This is a genomic window from Alcaligenes faecalis (assembly GCF_002443155.1).
Classification (GTDB): domain Bacteria; phylum Pseudomonadota; class Gammaproteobacteria; order Burkholderiales; family Burkholderiaceae_B; genus Alcaligenes; species Alcaligenes faecalis.
The window spans coordinates 428173-445112 of record NZ_CP023667.1; the positions used below are offsets into that span (position 1 = coordinate 428173).

The 16940-nt window shown below is 58.1% G+C and carries 17 protein-coding genes; 8 read left to right on the forward strand and 9 right to left on the reverse strand.

The features are described 5' to 3' along the window. Position 1 precedes the first annotated feature (1 nt). Both CPY64_RS02020 and CPY64_RS02025 read right to left on the reverse strand, forming a co-directional pair. Positions 2-1570 carry a formate dehydrogenase beta subunit gene (locus tag CPY64_RS02020; RefSeq protein ID WP_042483132.1) on the reverse strand — a complete coding sequence of 523 codons (1569 nt, stop codon included), beginning with the start codon at positions 1568-1570 and terminating at the stop codon, positions 2-4. After that, the gene (locus CPY64_RS02025; RefSeq protein ID WP_042483136.1) at positions 1567-2073 is read right to left on the reverse strand and encodes a formate dehydrogenase subunit gamma; all 507 of its coding nucleotides are present in this window, start codon (positions 2071-2073) and stop codon (positions 1567-1569) included. Before CPY64_RS02025 ends, CPY64_RS02020 begins: the two co-directional genes overlap by 4 nt. A gap of 202 nt (positions 2074-2275) precedes the next feature. Between CPY64_RS02025 and CPY64_RS02030 the strand changes: the two genes are divergently transcribed. The 3 genes from CPY64_RS02030 (at position 2276) to mobA (ending at position 5309) form a co-directional block, all read left to right on the forward strand. Further along, positions 2276-3382 carry a substrate-binding domain-containing protein gene (locus tag CPY64_RS02030; RefSeq protein WP_042483138.1) on the forward strand — a complete coding sequence of 369 codons (1107 nt, stop codon included), beginning with the start codon at positions 2276-2278 and terminating at the stop codon, positions 3380-3382. A gap of 74 nt (positions 3383-3456) precedes the next feature. Further along, positions 3457-4701 carry a GTP 3',8-cyclase MoaA gene (gene moaA / locus CPY64_RS02035; RefSeq protein ID WP_226791466.1) on the forward strand — a complete coding sequence of 415 codons (1245 nt, stop codon included), beginning with the start codon at positions 3457-3459 and terminating at the stop codon, positions 4699-4701. Continuing rightward, positions 4698-5309 carry a molybdenum cofactor guanylyltransferase MobA gene (gene mobA, locus CPY64_RS02040; RefSeq protein WP_042483141.1) on the forward strand — a complete coding sequence of 204 codons (612 nt, stop codon included), beginning with the start codon at positions 4698-4700 and terminating at the stop codon, positions 5307-5309. The genes moaA and mobA overlap by 4 nt, the downstream gene beginning before the upstream one ends. 79 nt (positions 5310-5388) lie before the next feature. Here the strand turns inward: mobA and CPY64_RS02045 are convergent, their stop codons facing one another. From CPY64_RS02045 to CPY64_RS02075, 7 genes are all read right to left on the reverse strand, one after another. Then, complete coding sequence (locus CPY64_RS02045; RefSeq protein WP_042483145.1) at positions 5389-6594, reverse strand: molybdopterin molybdotransferase MoeA; 1206 nt, start codon at positions 6592-6594, stop codon at positions 5389-5391. A gap of 100 nt (positions 6595-6694) precedes the next feature. Continuing rightward, entirely contained in the window at positions 6695-7225 is a 531-nt protein-coding gene (gene moaB, locus CPY64_RS02050; RefSeq protein ID WP_042483147.1) for a molybdenum cofactor biosynthesis protein B, read from the reverse strand. Then, positions 7218-7697: a molybdenum cofactor biosynthesis protein MoaE gene (locus CPY64_RS02055; protein WP_042483149.1), complete on the reverse strand. Its 480-nt coding sequence runs from the start codon at positions 7695-7697 to the stop codon at positions 7218-7220. The genes moaB and CPY64_RS02055 overlap by 8 nt, the downstream gene beginning before the upstream one ends. Before the next feature lies 1 nt (position 7698). Continuing rightward, complete coding sequence (gene moaD / locus CPY64_RS02060; RefSeq protein WP_042483151.1) at positions 7699-7956, reverse strand: molybdopterin converting factor subunit 1; 258 nt, start codon at positions 7954-7956, stop codon at positions 7699-7701. A 19-nt stretch (positions 7957-7975) separates the two neighbouring features. Then, the gene (moaC, locus tag CPY64_RS02065) at positions 7976-8479 is read right to left on the reverse strand and encodes a cyclic pyranopterin monophosphate synthase MoaC (protein ID WP_042483154.1); all 504 of its coding nucleotides are present in this window, start codon (positions 8477-8479) and stop codon (positions 7976-7978) included. 80 nt (positions 8480-8559) lie between these two features. Continuing rightward, on the reverse strand, positions 8560-9198 hold the full coding sequence (locus CPY64_RS02070; protein WP_042483157.1) for a response regulator transcription factor: 639 nt from the start codon (positions 9196-9198) through the stop codon (positions 8560-8562). Then, positions 9191-11161: a PAS domain S-box protein gene (locus tag CPY64_RS02075; RefSeq protein ID WP_052362913.1), complete on the reverse strand. Its 1971-nt coding sequence runs from the start codon at positions 11159-11161 to the stop codon at positions 9191-9193. The genes CPY64_RS02070 and CPY64_RS02075 overlap by 8 nt, the downstream gene beginning before the upstream one ends. 115 nt (positions 11162-11276) lie before the next feature. On the opposite strand from CPY64_RS02075, the gene CPY64_RS02080 reads away from it, so the two are divergent. The 5 genes from CPY64_RS02080 (at position 11277) to CPY64_RS02100 (ending at position 16890) form a co-directional block, all read left to right on the forward strand. Next, positions 11277-12260, forward strand: coding sequence for a TRAP transporter substrate-binding protein (locus tag CPY64_RS02080; protein WP_042483160.1), 984 nt, complete (start codon positions 11277-11279; stop codon positions 12258-12260). Positions 12261-12379: 119 nt separating this feature from the next. Continuing rightward, complete coding sequence (locus CPY64_RS02085; RefSeq protein ID WP_042483164.1) at positions 12380-13015, forward strand: TRAP transporter small permease; 636 nt, start codon at positions 12380-12382, stop codon at positions 13013-13015. Then, positions 13012-14337, forward strand: coding sequence for a TRAP transporter large permease (locus CPY64_RS02090; protein ID WP_042483167.1), 1326 nt, complete (start codon positions 13012-13014; stop codon positions 14335-14337). The genes CPY64_RS02085 and CPY64_RS02090 overlap by 4 nt, the downstream gene beginning before the upstream one ends. Positions 14338-14705: 368 nt before the next feature. Continuing rightward, positions 14706-15215, forward strand: a complete 510-nt coding sequence (locus tag CPY64_RS02095; protein ID WP_009463866.1) for a peroxiredoxin — start codon at positions 14706-14708, stop codon at positions 15213-15215. 166 nt (positions 15216-15381) lie between these two features. Next, a complete protein-coding gene (locus CPY64_RS02100) occupies positions 15382-16890 on the forward strand; it encodes an MFS transporter (protein ID WP_042483172.1) in 1509 nt (502 codons plus the stop codon). Positions 16891-16940: the final 50 nt, after the last annotated feature.

Here is a 16940-nt window from a genome sequence, read left to right on the forward strand (position 1 = left end):
CTTAGACCTTGGCCAGGTCCTGCTCGGTTTGCGGGGCCAGTCCAAAATCCTGGGGGAAGTGTTCCAGCGCGGACAGGACGGGATAAGGGGTCATGCCGCCCAAGGCGCACAAGGACCCGGAGAACATCGTGTCGCACAGGTCGCGCAGCAGCTCGACATGGTTGTCCATGTCTTCGCGGCGACGGATCTTCTGGATGGTCTCCACGCCACGCGTAGAACCAATGCGACAGGGGGTACATTTGCCACAGGATTCGATGGCACAGAACTCCATGGCGTATTGCGCCATGTGGGCCATGTCTACTGTGTCGTCAAAGGCCACCAGACCACCGTGACCGACCATGGCATTGATCTTCATGTAGGCTTCGTAGTCCAGCGGGACATCCCACTGGTGTTCGGGCAGATAGGCTCCCAGGGGGCCACCGACTTGTACTGCACGCAAGGGACGACCGCTGGCGCTGCCGCCACCGTAGTCGTACAGCAATTCACGCAGGGTGACGCCAAAGGCTTTTTCCACCAGGCCACCGTTTTGCAGATTGCCGGTCAACTGGAAGGCCAGCGTGCCACGCGAGCGGCCCATGCCGTAGTTCTGGTAGTAGGCACCGCCCTTGGCCAGAATCACCGGCACGGAAGCCAGCGACACCACGTTATTGATGACCGTAGGCTGACCAAACAAGCCTTTGATGGCGGGCAGAGGCGGCTTCACACGCACCACGCCGCGTTTGCCTTCCAGGCTGTCGAGCAGGGCGGTTTCTTCGCCACAGATGTAGGCACCGGCTGCTTTGCGCACTTCCAGATCGAACTCGCAGCCGCTGCCCTGAATGTTCTTGCCCAGCCAGCCTGCTGCGCGCGCCGCCACAATGGCTTCGTTCAACGCTTGCACAGCCAGTGGGTATTCGGAACGCACGTAGATGTAGCCATAGGTCGCACCGACGGCCAGACCGGCAATTGCCATGCCTTCAACCAGGCACAGCGGATCGCCTTCCATCAGCATGCGATCAGAAAACGTGCCCGAGTCGCCTTCGTCGGCATTACAGACAATGTATTTCTGCTGTGCCGGGGTGTTCAGTACCGTGTTCCATTTGATGCCGGTCGGGAAAGCGGCACCGCCACGACCACGCAGGCCGGAGTCTGTGACTTCTTTCACAATGGCGGCTGGCTCCATGGCCAGTGCTTTGCTCAAACCTTCAAAGCCACCACAGGCCTGATAATCGGCCACGCTGACTGGATCAATAATGCCCACGCGAGCAAACGTCAGTCGTTCCTGATTCTTCAGGTAGGGGATGGCGTCCGTCAGACCGTGGCACAACTTATGTGCACCGCCTTGCAGGAAACCAGCGTCGAACAGACCGGGTAAATCTTCAGTCTGGACAGGGCCGTAAGCGACACGGCCTTCTGCCGTTTGCACTTCCACCATGGGCTCCAGCCATAGCAAACCGCGCGAGCCATTGCGCACGATCTGTATGTCCAGGCCGCGCTCCTGAGCCTGGGCCGCCAGTTGCTGGGCAATCTCATGGGCGCCCATGGCGACCGCCGCGGTGTCGCGCGGAACGTAAACGGTAATGGTGCTCATGACTGCGCCTCCTGGCTGCTTAGCAGGGCGTCCAGTTTTTCGGGGGTGACGCGTGCATGCGGTACGCCATCGAGCATGACAGCGGGGGACTGAGCACAGAGGCCCAGACAGTAGACAGGTTCCAGCGTGTACTGGCCGTCGTCGCTGTTTTCATGGAAGTCGCAGTTCAGGCGGCGACGGGCATGAGCCGTCAGCTCCAGCCCGCCCCGCGCCTGACAGGCTTCTGCCCGGCAGATTTCCAGGGTATGAGTCGCGTGGGGCTGGGTGCGGAAGTGGGCGTAAAAAGAGATAACGCCATGGATTTCCGCACGGGACAGGGCCAGTTGTTCGGCCAGCACCGGCACCACGGACTCGGGAATACAGGCAATCCGGTCCTGAATCGTGTGCAAAATAGGCAACAGGTTACCTTTCTGGCCGGCGTGCTCCTGCACGGCCTGCAAGGCGACCTCTTCAGGAGTCAGACCGGACAGGTCCTGTTCCTGGTGATGAGGGGTTGTTTGCATGTCCTGTGTGCGCGGTGCCCGGATAGGGAGCCTGCGCCTCCATGTTTTTTTATGCACAGCTGTGCATATTATTTGACAGTGTTTTCCCTTGTAATCTAACCACTTAAGTCCATAACTTCAATAAGCAATATTTCGCATATATAATGTTTGGTACATGCAGCACAAAACATAAATACGAAAACATACTGGTCTACAAAAACATATGACCAAACAGAAATTCAAAGCCCGGCTGCGCTCTGAATGGATTCTGGAAAATGCAGACGGCGTGGAACTCCCCATGGGGGATGTGCTGCGTTTGTTGGGTGCCATCGAGCGACTGGGGCACTTGGCGGGAGCCAGCAAGGAATGCCAGTTTTCCTACAGACATGCCTGGGGCTTGTTGCGCAATGCCGAACAACAGTTTGATGCGGCCTTGCTGGAAACGTCCCGGCGCAAAGGTACCAAGCTGACCGAGTTTGCCCAGCGTTTGCTGTGGGCAAACCGGCGTCTGGACGCGCGCTTGACGCCGACCCTGGAAAGCATGGCTTCCGAACTGGAAGAGGAGCTGGGCCGCTTGTATGCTCAGCCTCTGGATCGTTTGCGCTTTCAGGCCAGTCACGGATTTGCGATTGAAGGCTTGATGCGCTTTGCCAACGAACACGATGGCTTGCCGCTGGAACTACGCTATCGCACGGCGATTGAAGCGCTGGCTTCGCTGGAGCGTGGGGACTGCGACCTGGCCGGTTTCCAGGTTCCGGTAGGTGAGTTCGAGGTGGCTGCCATGCGCCGTTATGGGCAGTGGTTGTCTCCCGCCCGTCATCGGCTGATTTTCCTGTCTACACGCCGAACCGGCCTGTTTGTGGAAAAGGGCAACCCCAAGAACATCACGGGCATGGCGGATTTGCTACGGCCCGATGTGCGCTTTGTGAACCGTCAGATGGGGTCCAGTACCCGCTTTCTGGCCACCTTGCTGCTGGGTCAGTTAGGGGTAAACACGAATGCGGTGCTGGGCTTTGAAACAACAGAATTGACGCATATGGCGGTGGCGGCCCACGTTGCCAGTGGCATGGCCGATACCGGCCTGGGCGTGGAAACAGCGGCCAGCCGATGCGGGCTGGAGTTCATTCCCTTGGCGCAGGAGCGCTATTTCATCGCGGTCGAGCAAGAAGCGCTGGATAAGGCTCCTATGCAGCAACTGATGAACGTGATTGGCGGTTCCGCGTATAGTCAATTCATGGAAGATCTGGTGGGTTACGACCCACGGGGTTTAGGGCAGATCATGACGCTGGAACAGGCATTCGGCCAGGCCGCCGACATGCTCTGGCGTTAGACCCCTTCGCTTGACGAAAACACACATACACCATGAGACGGGGACAACCCTGTCCTTGAAAGAAAGAGAACACCATGAGAGATGATCATGGGCCAAAACGTGAACCGCTGTCTGTAGACGAGGTTCAGGCCAGGCCATATCAAGAAGTGGCTTCCCCAGGCTCCGAGGCTTCATCTGCGGGGCGGACTGACGCGGCGCCTGCTGGATCGGGGCTTGTACTGTCAGGCATCGAACAGGGGATTCAAACGAGTGCTGCTGAACCTGCGCGCCGTCCAACGGTGCGCATTGCTGCTGTGTCCGGGCAACCGCTGGACAAGCGTCACCGTCCGTTTCACGATCTGCGTATTTCCCTGACCGACAAGTGCAATTTCCGCTGTACCTACTGTATGCCCAGGGAAGTGTTTGGCACGGACTATGAGTTCCTGCCTCACTCTTCCCTGCTTAGCTTTGAAGAGATCGAGCGTGTGGCACGGCAGGCGGTTTCCCTGGGCGTGCGCAAGCTGCGGCTGACGGGTGGCGAGCCACTATTGCGTCGAAATATTGAAGTGCTGATTGCCATGCTGGCCAAGCTGCGCACACCGGAAGGTGATCCGGTAGAGCTGACCTTGACCACCAATGGCACCTTGCTGGGCCGCAAAGCACAGGCGTTGAAAGACGCGGGCTTGAATCGCGTCACCGTCAGCCTGGATGCTTTGGACGATGCCCGCTTTACGCAACTTAGCGACAGCGGCGTGTCCGTGTCCACTGTGCTGGATGGCATTGCCAAGGCGCAGGCCGTGGGTTTGAGTCCAGTGAAGGTCAATATGGTGGTGCGCAAAGGCCTGAACGATGACCAGATTCTGCCCATGGTGGAGCACTTCAAAGGCTCAGGTCAGATTCTGCGCTTTATTGAATATATGGACGTGGGCAACAGCAATGGCTGGAATCTGGAAGAAGTCGTCAGTGGCGCGGAGATTGTGGAACGCATCCAGTCCTGTTTCGATCTGGAACCGGTTGCCGCTCAGTATCGCGGCGAAGTCGCCAGCCGCTGGCGTTTCAAGGATGGCACGGGTGAAGTCGGCGTCATTACCAGTGTGACGCAACCCTTCTGTGGGGACTGTTCGCGCATGCGTCTTTCTCCTGAAGGACGTCTGTTTCTGTGCCTGTTTGCTTCCCAAGGTTATGATGTGCGGGCGCAATTGCGCTCGGGTGCTTCCGACGAACAGTTAGCCGCCTATATGCACGGTGTCTGGACGGGACGGCAAGACCGATATTCCGAGATTCGGGGTGAGCAAACCACGAGTCGTGACCGTATAGAAATGAGTTACATCGGCGGATGATAAGCACACAGGACATTAGCGGTATTGTGCTGGCGGGCGGACGGGCTCGGCGTTTTGATTTGTCGGGCCAGATCGATAAAGGCTTGCTGCTGTTGCAGGGCCAGCCCTTGGTCCAGCATCTGGTGCGTCGCCTGCGTCCGCAGGTGGGGACTATCCTGATCAGTGCCAATCGCAATCCTGAACAATATGTCCATTGGGGCCGTGTAGTACCGGATGCGCTGGAGCTGGAGGGCTACCTGGGCCCGCTGGCGGGTTTGGCCAGTGTGCTGGATCAGATCAACACCCCATGGGCCTTGTCCTGTCCGGTGGATTTGCCCTTTGTACCCGTGGATCTGGGCAAGCGTCTGATCAAGGCTGTTGAGGAGCAGGGAGCCGTGGCTGCTTACGCACAGGCAGAGCGCAGTCACCCTTTATGCCTGTTGATACGCACGGATCAGGCTGCGGGCCTGAAAGAATACCTGCTTAGCGGCGAGCGCCGCGTCATGAGCTGGCTGGAAAGCATAGGCGCGGTGGAAGTGGACTTCCGCGATGCGCCGGAACATGCCTTTTTCAATATCAATACGCCGCAGGATCTGGATCAGGCCCAAAGCTGGTCCGTTAGCCCCTGATTGGACAGCACATAGAAAAAACCGCCCTGGAAGGGCGGTTTTTGTATGGTAAAGCCAAAGCGTGAATAAAGGCCCGAGCTTATGCCTGCCACTGGCTGTATTCGTACAGACGCACCACATCGCCGGGGGCGATATGAGAGTCAGCAGGGATACGCGCCAGCGCTTGTGCCCAAGGCAAGGAGCTGATGACGCCTGAACCCTGATTGTCGAAGGGGCGCACCAACAGGCGGCCTTGCTCGTCGTTGTCCACTTGTACGCGGATGAACTCTTCGCGGTCACCTTCAAAGTGGCGTTCACCTTGCAGCACGCCGTAACGTGTGGTGGGCAGCACCTGCTGGCGGCCTTGCAGACGACGAATCAGCGGTGACACCATCAAGGAAAACACGGCGTAAGAGGACACCGGATTACCGGGCAGGCAGACCAGAGGCTTGTCGGCGATGTAAGCCAGCGCCAGCGGTTTGCCGGGCTTCATGCGCACTTTCCACAGATCCAGCTGGCCGCCTATGCCTTCGATGGCAGGCTTCACAAAGTCTTTTTCCCCGACCGAGACACCGCCTACGGTCAGCACCAGATCGCAGCGTTGCAGCAGTTCTTTCAGGGCGTCCTGAATGGCTTCCAGTGTGTCTTTGGCGTGCACCGCATGAACCGATTCCACACCCAGTGCTTGCAGCTGTGCGCGCAGCATGGGGGCGTTGGAGTTGTAGATCTGGCCGGCTTTCAGGGGCTGACCGGCTGGGGTCAGCTCGTCGCCTGTGGTCAGAATGCCGACGGTCAGCAGTGGGTAGACCTGCAATTGGGCATGGCCTTGCGCAGCCAGTTGGGCAATATGGGCCGCTGTCAGCTTGGTGCCTGTCGTGATCAGCACTTCACCTATGCGCATGTCCTCGCCCCGGCGGCGGATGTTTACGCCAGCCACGGGCATTTCCAGAACGCGCACGCCGTGTTCGTCTTCCTGACAGTTTTCCTGAATCACCACCGTATCCGCACCGGGCGGCAGCATGCTGCCAGTAAAGATGCGAATCGCCATGTTCTCTTTCAGCGTTTCAGGAATATCGCCTGCATAGCAGCGCTGCTGAATGGGTAGTACCTTGCCGTCGGCAATATCAGCCAGACGCAGGGCATAGCCGTCCATGGCGCTATTGTCGGCAGGCGGCATGTCCAGCTGGGCCTGAATATCCTGGGCCAGAATGCGTCCCAAGGCTTGCGACAAATCGCAGGTTTCGGTTTGGGTAGGAACTTGCCCTGCCTGGGCCAGCCTTTGCTGTGCTACGTCAAATTCGATCATAGGATGGATAAATTCGATAAAACAATTCGTGGCTCAGGGCGTCAGAGCACGGTGGAAAAGAGGGCGTTCCGGAGCTGGCACTGTTCTGCCTTTGCAGGCATCAGGGCCTGGGTGGCTCCAGATACTCAGAGGCAAAATTGCAAGGGCGATGGCGGCTGTCCAACTGCTCTTTCAGGATCTTTTCCCAGGCCAGCTTGCAGGCACCGCCCGAGCCGGGAATGCAGAATAGCAAAGTCCGGTTGGCCGTTCCTGCCAGCGCATCGGATTGCAGGGCAGAGGAGCCAATATCCTGGTATGACAAGTAGCGGAACTGTTCGCCAAAGCCGGTAATAACCTGATCGAGCAAAGGCGTGACCGCCGCAATCGTGGATTTCTTATGGCTGAAACCGGTACCGCCATTGCAAATAATGACATTGATTTCCGGGTCCAGAATCCATTGGCTGAGCAGGGCGCGGATGGCGTAGATATTGTCCCTGCTGATGGCGCGCTGCACGCAGTAATGGCCGCTGTCAGTCAGGCTGGCCGCCAGATAATCGCCGGAGGTGTCATCATCCGGGCCACGGCGGTCCGAAATGGTCAGCACAGCAGCGTTCAGGCGAACAGCGGGTAAATCGGTCTTGGCTTTAGACATGCTTGTCGGTGTCCGCAGAGGTATTCCAGGAGTCCGTTTTCTGGGCGTCGCTGTCGCGCTGCTGTACCCAGAAACGCTTGCCGTCAGCCAGAGTTTCGCGCTTCCAGAAAGGGGCGCGAGTTTTCAGCACGTCCATGATGAATTCGCAGGCACGGAAAGCGTCGCCACGGTGGGCGCTGGTCACGCCGACATAAACGATTTGTTCGGTCAGATGCAGTTCGCCCACACGGTGTACGACCAGCGTATCCAGAATGGGCCAGCGTTGGCGGGCCTGGTCACAAACCGCTTCAATCTCGCGCTCGCACATGCCGGGATAGTGTTCCAGGAACAGGGATTCGGTGGCGGTGCCATCGGCCTGATCACGCACATAGCCGGTGAAGGTCACCATGGCTCCGGCCTTGCCGCCAGCCGTGGCGCGCAGCTCGGCGTTCAGGGCGGCAACATCAAAATCTTCGGTCTGGATGCGAATCATCTCAACCTCCGGTGACGGGCTCGAACACAGCCACTTCATCGCCGGGACGGACGGGGTCGGTGGGCTTGGCGTGGAACTGGTTCACCGCGACATGCAGGCGGCCAGCCATATCGCTCAAATTCGGGTGGCGCTGCAGCAGGGCATCCGTCCATTGCTGAACGGTGCCTTCCTGGGGCCATTCCCAGTTTTCCTGGCGCTGGCCTGTGCGTTCGGCCACTTGGGCGAAGTACAGGACGCGCAATGTTAAAGGGCTTGTCATGCTATCTCCGTGAAAGGGCTTAGAGCTGGGCAGTCCAGGTCCCGCTTTTGCCGCCGGTTTTCTCCAGCAAACGGGTCTGTTCAATCACAATGCCTTTGTCGGCCGCTTTGCACATATCGTAAATCGTCAGGGCGGCAATGGAGCAGGCCGTCATGGCTTCCATTTCGACGCCGGTGGTGTAGCGGGTGCGGCAGGTGGCCAGCACCGCAATGGTGCCTGCGGCGGCGTCGCTCTCAAAATCAATGCCGACAAAATCCAGGGGCAGGCTGTGGCACATGGGAATCAGCTCGGCGCAGCGTTTGGCGGCCAGAACACCGGCCACACGGGCGGTGTTGAGCACTTCGCCCTTGGCATTGTGCTGGGCCGACAGCAACTGGTACGCAGCGGGACTCAAGCGCACCACGGCGCGGGCCGTGGCCGAGCGGGAGGTGGCGGATTTGTGACTGACATCGACCATCTGAACTTTCCCATCTTCATCCAGATGGGAAAGGTGCAAATCTGTGTTTTCGGTAGTGGTGATCATGATCGCTCCGGGGACCGGGCCTAGTGCGCGGTTCTAATTGTTTATGGTTGCATTATATACACCCGGTGCGCGGGCCCTGACTAAGGCCCCGGTGGGTTGCGGTCTTCGCGCAAGCGGGCCGGGTCCAGCAGTCGCGCCAGTTCGATCAGGGTGCGGGACTGCATTTTTTCCAGTGCCCGGGCGCGATGAACCTCTACCGTGCGCATGGTGATGTTCAGGTCCTGGGCAATCTGTTTGTTCAGTCGTCCTTCCAGCGCCAAGGCCAGCACTTCGCGCTCGCGCTGGGACAGGGTGTCCAGCCGTTCTTCCAGCGCCTGTTCATTGTCGCGCTCTGCCTGGCTGGCCTCGTAGCTGCGCAGCACATCCAGCACACGGTCCACCAGATCGTTATCGTTAAAAGGCTTTTCGATGAAATCCGCCGCGCCTTGTTTCAGCGCGTTTACAGCCAGGGGCAGGTCACCGTGGCCGGTCAGGAAAATAACGGGCAGAGGGGACGGGCGTTCGCGCAATTGCTCGAACACTTCCAGGCCGGACAGCCCATCCATACGTATGTCGAGCAGGATGCAGCCCTGGGTTTCGGGACTGAGGGCATCCAGAAAGGCTTCGCCACTGTCCCAGAGTTCGGTATTGACCTGACGAGTGGAAAAAAGCCAGGACAGGGCATCGCGGATGGCCGGGTCGTCGTCCACGATGTGGACCAAAGGAGCGTGCTTAGTCATGTTCGATCAAGGGTAAGGAAAACAGGAAGGTAGCACCGTGGGGAACCCCGTTTTCAAACCAGAGTTTGCCATGGTGCAGCTCCACAATGGAGCGGCAAATATTCAGGCCAATGCCCAGGCCCTGGGCTTTGGTGGTGGTAAAGGCCTGGAACACTTCGGCCATGATGGTCGCCGCCACGCCAGGGCCCTGGTCAGCCACCATCACCAGAACCACGCCATTGCTGGCCTGCATGCTGACCTCCAGTATGCGGCGCTCCGGTTCCAGGCCGGACATGGCTTCGGCGGCGTTGCGCAGCAGGTTGAAAATCAGTTGCTCCAGCAGCACCTTGTCTCCCATGACGGGCAGGTCCTCGGGGTGGGAGGGCACGATCAGCTGAATCTGATGATGACGCAGGCCTGCTTTGGCCATGGCCAAAGCACCTTGCAAGGCATCAGGTAAATTCAGGGGGCTGAGTTGTGGATCGCGCTTGCGCACAAAGTCGTGAATGCGGTGGATGATCTGCCCGGCGCGGCGAGTTTGTTCTGCCAGGCTTTCCAGGCCACGACGCAGCTGTTTCGGGTCCAGCGGCTCATTACCCAGCAGATTCAGGGAACCGGCTGCATAGCTGGCAATAGCTGATAGCGGCTGGTTCAGTTCATGGGCCAGCGTGGAGGCCATCTCGCCCATGGTGATGAGCTTGGCCGTGTGGTGCAGTTGCTCGGACTGGGAGCTGGCCAGGGCTTCGGCCTGCTTGCGCGAGCTGATGTCGATGATGGAACTGATCCAGCCCACGTGCCGCTTCTGGGCGTCAATCAGCGGGGACTCGAAAACCTGCACATCGACCCGCGAGCCATCCGGGCGCTGGAACAGCGTGTCAAAGACCTGCACGGAGCGGGAGGACTTCAGGCGATCCCGGCGCTCCAGCGTTTCATCCATCATCTCCGGCACCCACCAGGGCATGGGCGGTGCCAGACCAATAATCTCTTCACTGCTGCGGCCCACCAGTTCGCAAAACGCCGGATTCACATACAGCACCTTGCCATCCAGGTCGCGGGCGCGCATGCCGGTCACCATGGAGTTCTCGATGGCACTGCGAAAGGCTTGTTCCTGCATCAGTGCCAGTTCAGCGTCGCGGCGCTTGCGGGCGTAGTGATGTTGCATGGCCAGGTTCACCACAGCCAGCAAGGCCAGACCGGCAATCACAGTCAGCAGCAAGGTGAAGGTAGGGATGCTTGTTTGCGGATAGGGCGTCATCAGCAAACGTACGCCATGCAGTGGCGGGTCTACCGACATGGCGTAACGCAATTCGTTTTGCCCCGGCTCGCCTTTGGAGCGTGTGGCAAGCGTCTGGTCGCTTTGGTCGATCAGGGAGACGTGATATTGCTCGGCAATCCACCAGGGCACGTTTTCCATCAGGATGGTGGCCAGGGAAAAGGTGGCGCGCAAGGTGCCGACGATATCGTTTTCTTCGTAAATGGGCACGACGAGATCCAGCACGCTTTCCTGATGCTCGTTGGAGTAGTAGGCAGGCAGCCAGGTGGAGGTGCGCGGCGTGCTGACGTGGGCTGCTATCCGGGTGTCGGCACCGGGTGGCCGCACCAGCAAGGTGGTGCCAAAGCGATCTTGTACCGCGACTTTCAACAGGTCCGGATGGATGGTCTTGAAGTGCTGTAGTTGTGTCAGTGCCGTCTGGGTCGTGACGGGTTGGGAGTGGACTTCAATTTCGCTGGCAATGCGGCTTAAATTGTTCTCGTGCGAGCGCAGTTGAAATGAGAGGGATTGTTCCACCCACAAGGCATTGCGTATCAGCTCGTTGGACTGCTCGTCATCGCGTTCTTTATTGACCGCCCAGGCAAACACACCCATCAGCAGCACGATGATCAGAATGGCCAAAATAGGCACATAGGTGCTGATGGGGTGGGCTGCCAAGGTGCGCGAGGCCGCTTGGCGTATGAATCCGGAAGGACGGGCAAGACGCATCATGACAAAAGGTTTCGGATTTCCACAATAGATAATTCGGGACCGCTTTTTTAAGCTACACGCTTTCAAGCAAATCAATCAATAACACGTGTCGGTTCCCCACCGACCGGAGGCAAACATGAAAAAGACCCTTGTGGCCAGCTTGCTGGCTTCCGTATTCCTGTCCGCGCCTGTTCTGGCCAACCCCATGATCATCAAGTTCAGCCACGTTGTGTCGCCAGATACACCCAAGGGCAAGGGCGCTGTGCGCTTTAAGGAACTGGCCGAAAAATACACCGAGGGCAAGGTGGTTGTCGAAGTCTACCCGAACTCGCAGCTGTACAAGGACAAGGAAGAACTGGAAGCCTTGCAACTGGGCGCCGTGCACATGCTGGCTCCGTCGCTGGCCAAGTTTGGCCCGCTGGGCGTGCGCGAATTTGAGGTGTTCGACCTGCCTTTCATTTTCAGGGATCGTACCGATCTGCGTAAGGTTACCGAAGGTCCTGTGGGCCGCATGTTGCTGGACAAGCTCGAGCCCAAAGGCATCAAGGGCCTGTCCTACTGGGACAACGGCTTTAAGGTCATGAGCGCCAACAGCCCCCTGAAAAGCGTGGACGACTTCCTGGGTCTGAAAATGCGCATCCAGTCCTCCAAGGTTCTGGAAGCCCAGTTCAAGGCTCTGGACGCTGTGCCTCAGGTGATGGCGTTCTCCGAGGTGTACCAGGCCCTGCAAACCGGCGTTGTAGATGGCACCGAGAACCCGCCGTCCAATATGTACACCCAGAAAATGCACGAAGTGCAAAAGCACGCCACCGTGTCCAATCACGGTTACCTGGGCTATGCCGTGATCGTGAACAAGAAGTTCTGGGAAGGTCTGCCTGACGATATTCGCCAGGGCATGGAAAAAGCCATGGAAGAAGCCACGGTTTACGCCAACGACATTGCCGAACAAGAGAACAACGATTCCATGAAAGCCATGGAAGAATCCGGCAAGACCCAGTTCTATCAGCTTAGCGATGCCGAGCGTGAAGAATGGGTCAAGCAGTTGCGTCCCGTTCACAAGGAAATGGCCTCGCGTATCGGTCAGGACGTGATCGACGCCTTCTACAAGGCGACCGAATAAAGTCGGTTTTCTCTGATTGTCTTGTACAGGTCTGATTCAGACCTGTTCTCTCTTTCTTCCCGCTACTGAGCTGTGCCTGCCCGTGATCCGGGTGGGCCGGTTGTAGTCTGGAGCTACCCATGTTTTTACGATTTCTGGACCGCTTTGAGGAGACCTTCATCTCGCTCCTCATGGTGGCCGCCGTAGTGCTTATTTTCGTAGCGGTCTGCCAGCGCTACTCGGTCAGCCTGCTGGCTGATTTGGTGTCCTGGTCGCGGGCCCATGGTTACGAATCGCTCATGGCCATGGCTCGTTCAACCTATCGCAGTGTGGCCGGCATCAATTTGCTCTGGGCACAGGAGCTGTGTATTTACCTGTTCGTCTGGATGGCCAAGTTTGGTGCTGCTTATGGCGTGCGCGTGGGTATTCACGTAGGTGTGGACGTGCTGGTCAACTCGGTGGGTCCGCGTTGGCGTCATCTGCTTGTGGTGATTTCCCTGTTTGCAGGCGCCTTGTTCACCGCCATCGTCGCCTGGATTGGCGGCAGCTTTGTCTACGGCATTGCCCAGACGGCCCAGGTATCGGCTGACCTGGAAGTGCCCGTATGGATTGTGTATCTGGCCGTTCCTGCTGGTTCCTTGCTGATGTGCTTCCGCTTCCTGCAAGCCTTGATGAATTTTATTCAGACTGGTCATTTGCCCCATCACGAACCTGCGGCTGATCTGATCGCTGAAACAGAGCGCGGTGTGTCTGAATCCGAAGGAGCGCGCGCATGACCGCCCTGATTATTTTTGCTTTGCTGGCTATCCTGCTTTTGACAGGTATGCCCGTGTCGATTGCCCTGGGTCTGACGGTGATGGGCTTCCTGTTCACCATGACCGAAGTGCCCATGGACAGTATTGCTCTCAAGCTGTTCACCGGGATCGAGAAGTTCGAGATCATGGCGATTCCGTTCTTCATTCTGGCCGGTAGTTTCCTGACGCATGGCGGGGTCGCGCAGCGCATGATTCGCTTTGCCGCTTCCATGGTGGGCCACTTGCCCGGCGGCATGGGTCTGGCAGCCGTGCTGGCTTGCGCCCTGTTCGCGTCTATCAGTGGTTCTTCGCCTGCCACGGTGGCGGCCATTGGTTCCATCATGATTCCGGCCATGGTTAAACAAGGCTACCCCGTGCAATTCGGGACCGGCATTGTGGCGACTTCCGGCGGTCTGGGTATCTTGCTGCCACCCTCGATTGTGATGGTGATGTATGCGGTAGCCACCAGCGGCATGATGGTAGAGGGTCCAGATGGCGTAAAAGTCGGGACGGCCTCGATTGGTCAGCTGTTTATTGCGGGTGTGGTACCGGGCCTGATCCTGGCTTTCCTCTTGGGCGCGACCACCATGTTCCGCGCCTGGAAGCTGGACTACCCCCGTATGCCGCGAGCTTCGTTCAAAGAGCGCTGGCGTGCCTTCATGGACTCCATTTGGGGCCTGATGCTGATCGTTATCGTGATGGGTGGTATCTACTCCGGTGTGTTCACGCCTACCGAAGCGGCAGCCATCAGCGCGGTGTACGCCTTTGTGATTGCGGTATGGGTCTACAAGGATGTGAAACTGCGTGAGGTGAAACGCATTGTGTTGGAATCGGCAGCCATGAGTGCCATGCTGCTGTACATCATCACCAATGCGGTCATGTTCGCCTTCATTCTGACCTCCGAGCAGATTCCACAGGCCATTGCAGAATGGATTGTGTCGCAAGGCATGGGCCTGATTGCCTTCCTGCTGTTCGTGAACGTCCTGCTGCTGGTGATCGGCATGGTGATGGAACCTTCGGGTCTGATCCTGATCATGGCCCCCATCCTGTTCCCGGTTGCCATGAAGCTGGGCATGGACCCGGTTCACTTTGGCATCATGCTGGTGGTGAATATGGAGATCGGGCTGGCGACACCGCCGGTGGGCTTGAACCTGTATGTGGCGTCCAGCATATCGAAGTTGGGCCTGACCGAAGTTACCAAGTCCACGATGCCTTGGCTGCTGACCGGTTTGGCCTTCCTCCTGATGATTACCTTCATTCCAGAAATTACGCTTTGGCTGCCCCGCATGATGGGATGGCTGTAGAGGCCCTGATCGCTATCCGCGAGCAGGGCGAGGTGAGCCTTTGATGTGGCAGTACGGCTTTATGCAATCTGCGTAAGATGTGAATCACCTTGAAGGCCGGGCAAAAAGCCCGGCCTTTTTTGTGGGTGCTCGGTTTGGGTACTGGTAGCTTTTTTGAGTGCTGGAACTGGCTGTTTCCAGAGTCCTCTATAACTTACTGCCTATGTGTCCTTGTCTGATTGCCCTCCAGTGCTGCAGGGTTTTCTCTGGCTTTGTAGGCAAGTGAAACGTACTGATAAGTATTATTTGCCTATTAGGCCAGCCAGTCTATTAGTATCATAGGTAGTTCGGGCCGCCATACTGGCGGTAATTATTCATACGGAGACCTTATGTCCATTTCAGTCGGTGCGCGCGTTCCAGACGCGACCCTTAGCGAGTACATTGAAACCGCCACAGAAAGCTGCCCTATGGGCCCCAACAACTTTCAGGTGGCTGATCTGGTTAAAGGCAAGAAAATTGCCGTGTTTGCCGTTCCCGGCGCTTTCACCCCCACCTGCTCCGAGCAGCACCTGCCAGGCTTTATCGCCAAGGCAGACGAGTTCAAGGCCGCTGGTGTGGATGAGATCTGGTGCGTGGCTGTGAACGATCCTTTCGTGATGGGCGCTTGGGGCAAGTCCCTGAACGTCAATGGCAAAGTGCGTTTGCTGGCTGACGGCAGCGCTGTCTGGACCAAAGCATTGGGTCTGGAATTTGACCTGACGTCCAAAGGCCTGGGCGTGCGCTCCAAGCGTTTTTCCGCCTTGCTGGAAGACGGCGTTGTCAAACAATTGAACATTGATAACGACGGCGGCTTGCATACATCGGATGCAGACACCTTGTTGAAACAGGTAAAGTCGTAAGTACCTGATCCCCCGCCTGTCCGGCGTGGCGAGGGATAGAAGGATGACAAAGCGCTGGCTGCAAGCTGGCGCTTTTTTTGACCGTGCTCATGCCGCAAAATCCAGGCTGGAATCTGGGCAATCGCGACAGTGAGGGCGGTGCTGCCGTTTTTTTTAGGATGTGTGGATGCTGTCATCGGTGGGTGCGTTTTCGTCCCTGTACTTTGCGACCCTGATGCTCTTGCTCAGCTCGGGCCTGTTCAATACCTTCATGGGGGTGCGCCTGACGGCCATCTCGGTGTCAGAGGTATGGATTGGCGGGCTGATTGCGGTGTATTACCTGGGCCTGGTATTTGGTGCTCGTATGGGCCACCGCCTGATCATGGGCGTGGGCCATATTCGGGCGTACGCTGCCAGTGCGGCCATCGTCACCATCTGTGTGCTGGTTCAGATTCTGGTCGATTCCATGTACGTCTGGTTACTGCTGCGGTTTTTGGCGGGTGCGGCCATGGTGGTGCAGTTCATGGGCATTGAAAGCTGGCTGAACGAGCAAAGCGACAATAGCCAGCGTGGCACCATCTTTGCCATTTACATGGTGTTCTCCAGCCTGGGCACGGTGCTGGGGCAGTTGTCGCTGACCCTGTTCCCGCATCTGAATTTCGAGCCGCTGGTTTTTGTGGCGATCTGTTCGGCCTTCAGCCTGGTGCCGGTGGCGATTACCCGCCGCAGCCATCCGCCCTTGCAAGTGCCTGCGCCCATTAATGCGCGCTACTACGTGGACCGCGTGCCTCTGTCCATGATGGTGTTGCTGGTGGCCGGTATGCTGACCGGGGCCTTTTACGGTTTGGCGCCGGTGTATGCGGTGCGCGTGCATTTAAGCAATGAGCAGGCTGCCTTGTTCGTCGCGGTGTCGGTGGCAGCCGGGGTGCTGGCCCAGTGGCCGGTAGGGTGGCTGGCGGACCGCATGAGTCGTGTCAAGTTGATCCGCATTAACGCGATCTGTTTGCTGGCCTTGGCCATTCCTTTGTGGGGCTGGTTCGAGGCACCGTTCTGGTTCTTGCTGATTTTTTCGGCCCTGTTCGGAGTTCTGCAATTTACGTTGTATCCCCTGGGGGCGGCGTTCGCCAACGATAACGTGGACCCGGAGCGGCGGGTTGGCTTGAGCGCCATCCTGTACATGGTGTATGGCCTGGGGGCCTGTCTGGGGCCGCTGCTGGCTGGCGGCCTGATGTCTTATATTGGCAGCAATCTGTACTACATCTTTGTGGCTGCCTGTGGCTTGGCACTGGTCCTGCTGGTTCGTCCGCAAAAGGTACTGGGCGATCACTTGAGCCAGGATGCTCCTACGACCTTTGTACCTATGCCTGACAGCTTGCAAAGCTCTGCCGCGGCAGTGGCACTGGACCCGCGCGTCGATATCAGCTCTGACGTGTCGCACGACCCTGTGTTCGAGGATCTGCCGCCTGTTGAAGAGCGGGTGCCTGCGACGACGGAAAGCACGGCTGCGGAGCGCAAGGCGGAGGATGAGGCCGCAGAAGCGACACTTGCCGAGGACGACAAGGGGGCTGATCCTGTCGCTGGAAGCTCGGGGGGTTCTGTAGGCTTGGATGATTCTGGGAAACCGGCAGATGGGGATAGCTCGGGCAGTGCGGAAGACGCAGAGAGCAAACGGAAACCGTCAGATCCAGCCCCTTAAACAGTCGCCAGAATTGAGCCTCTTGTCGTGGCGCTTTACGACCATGATCC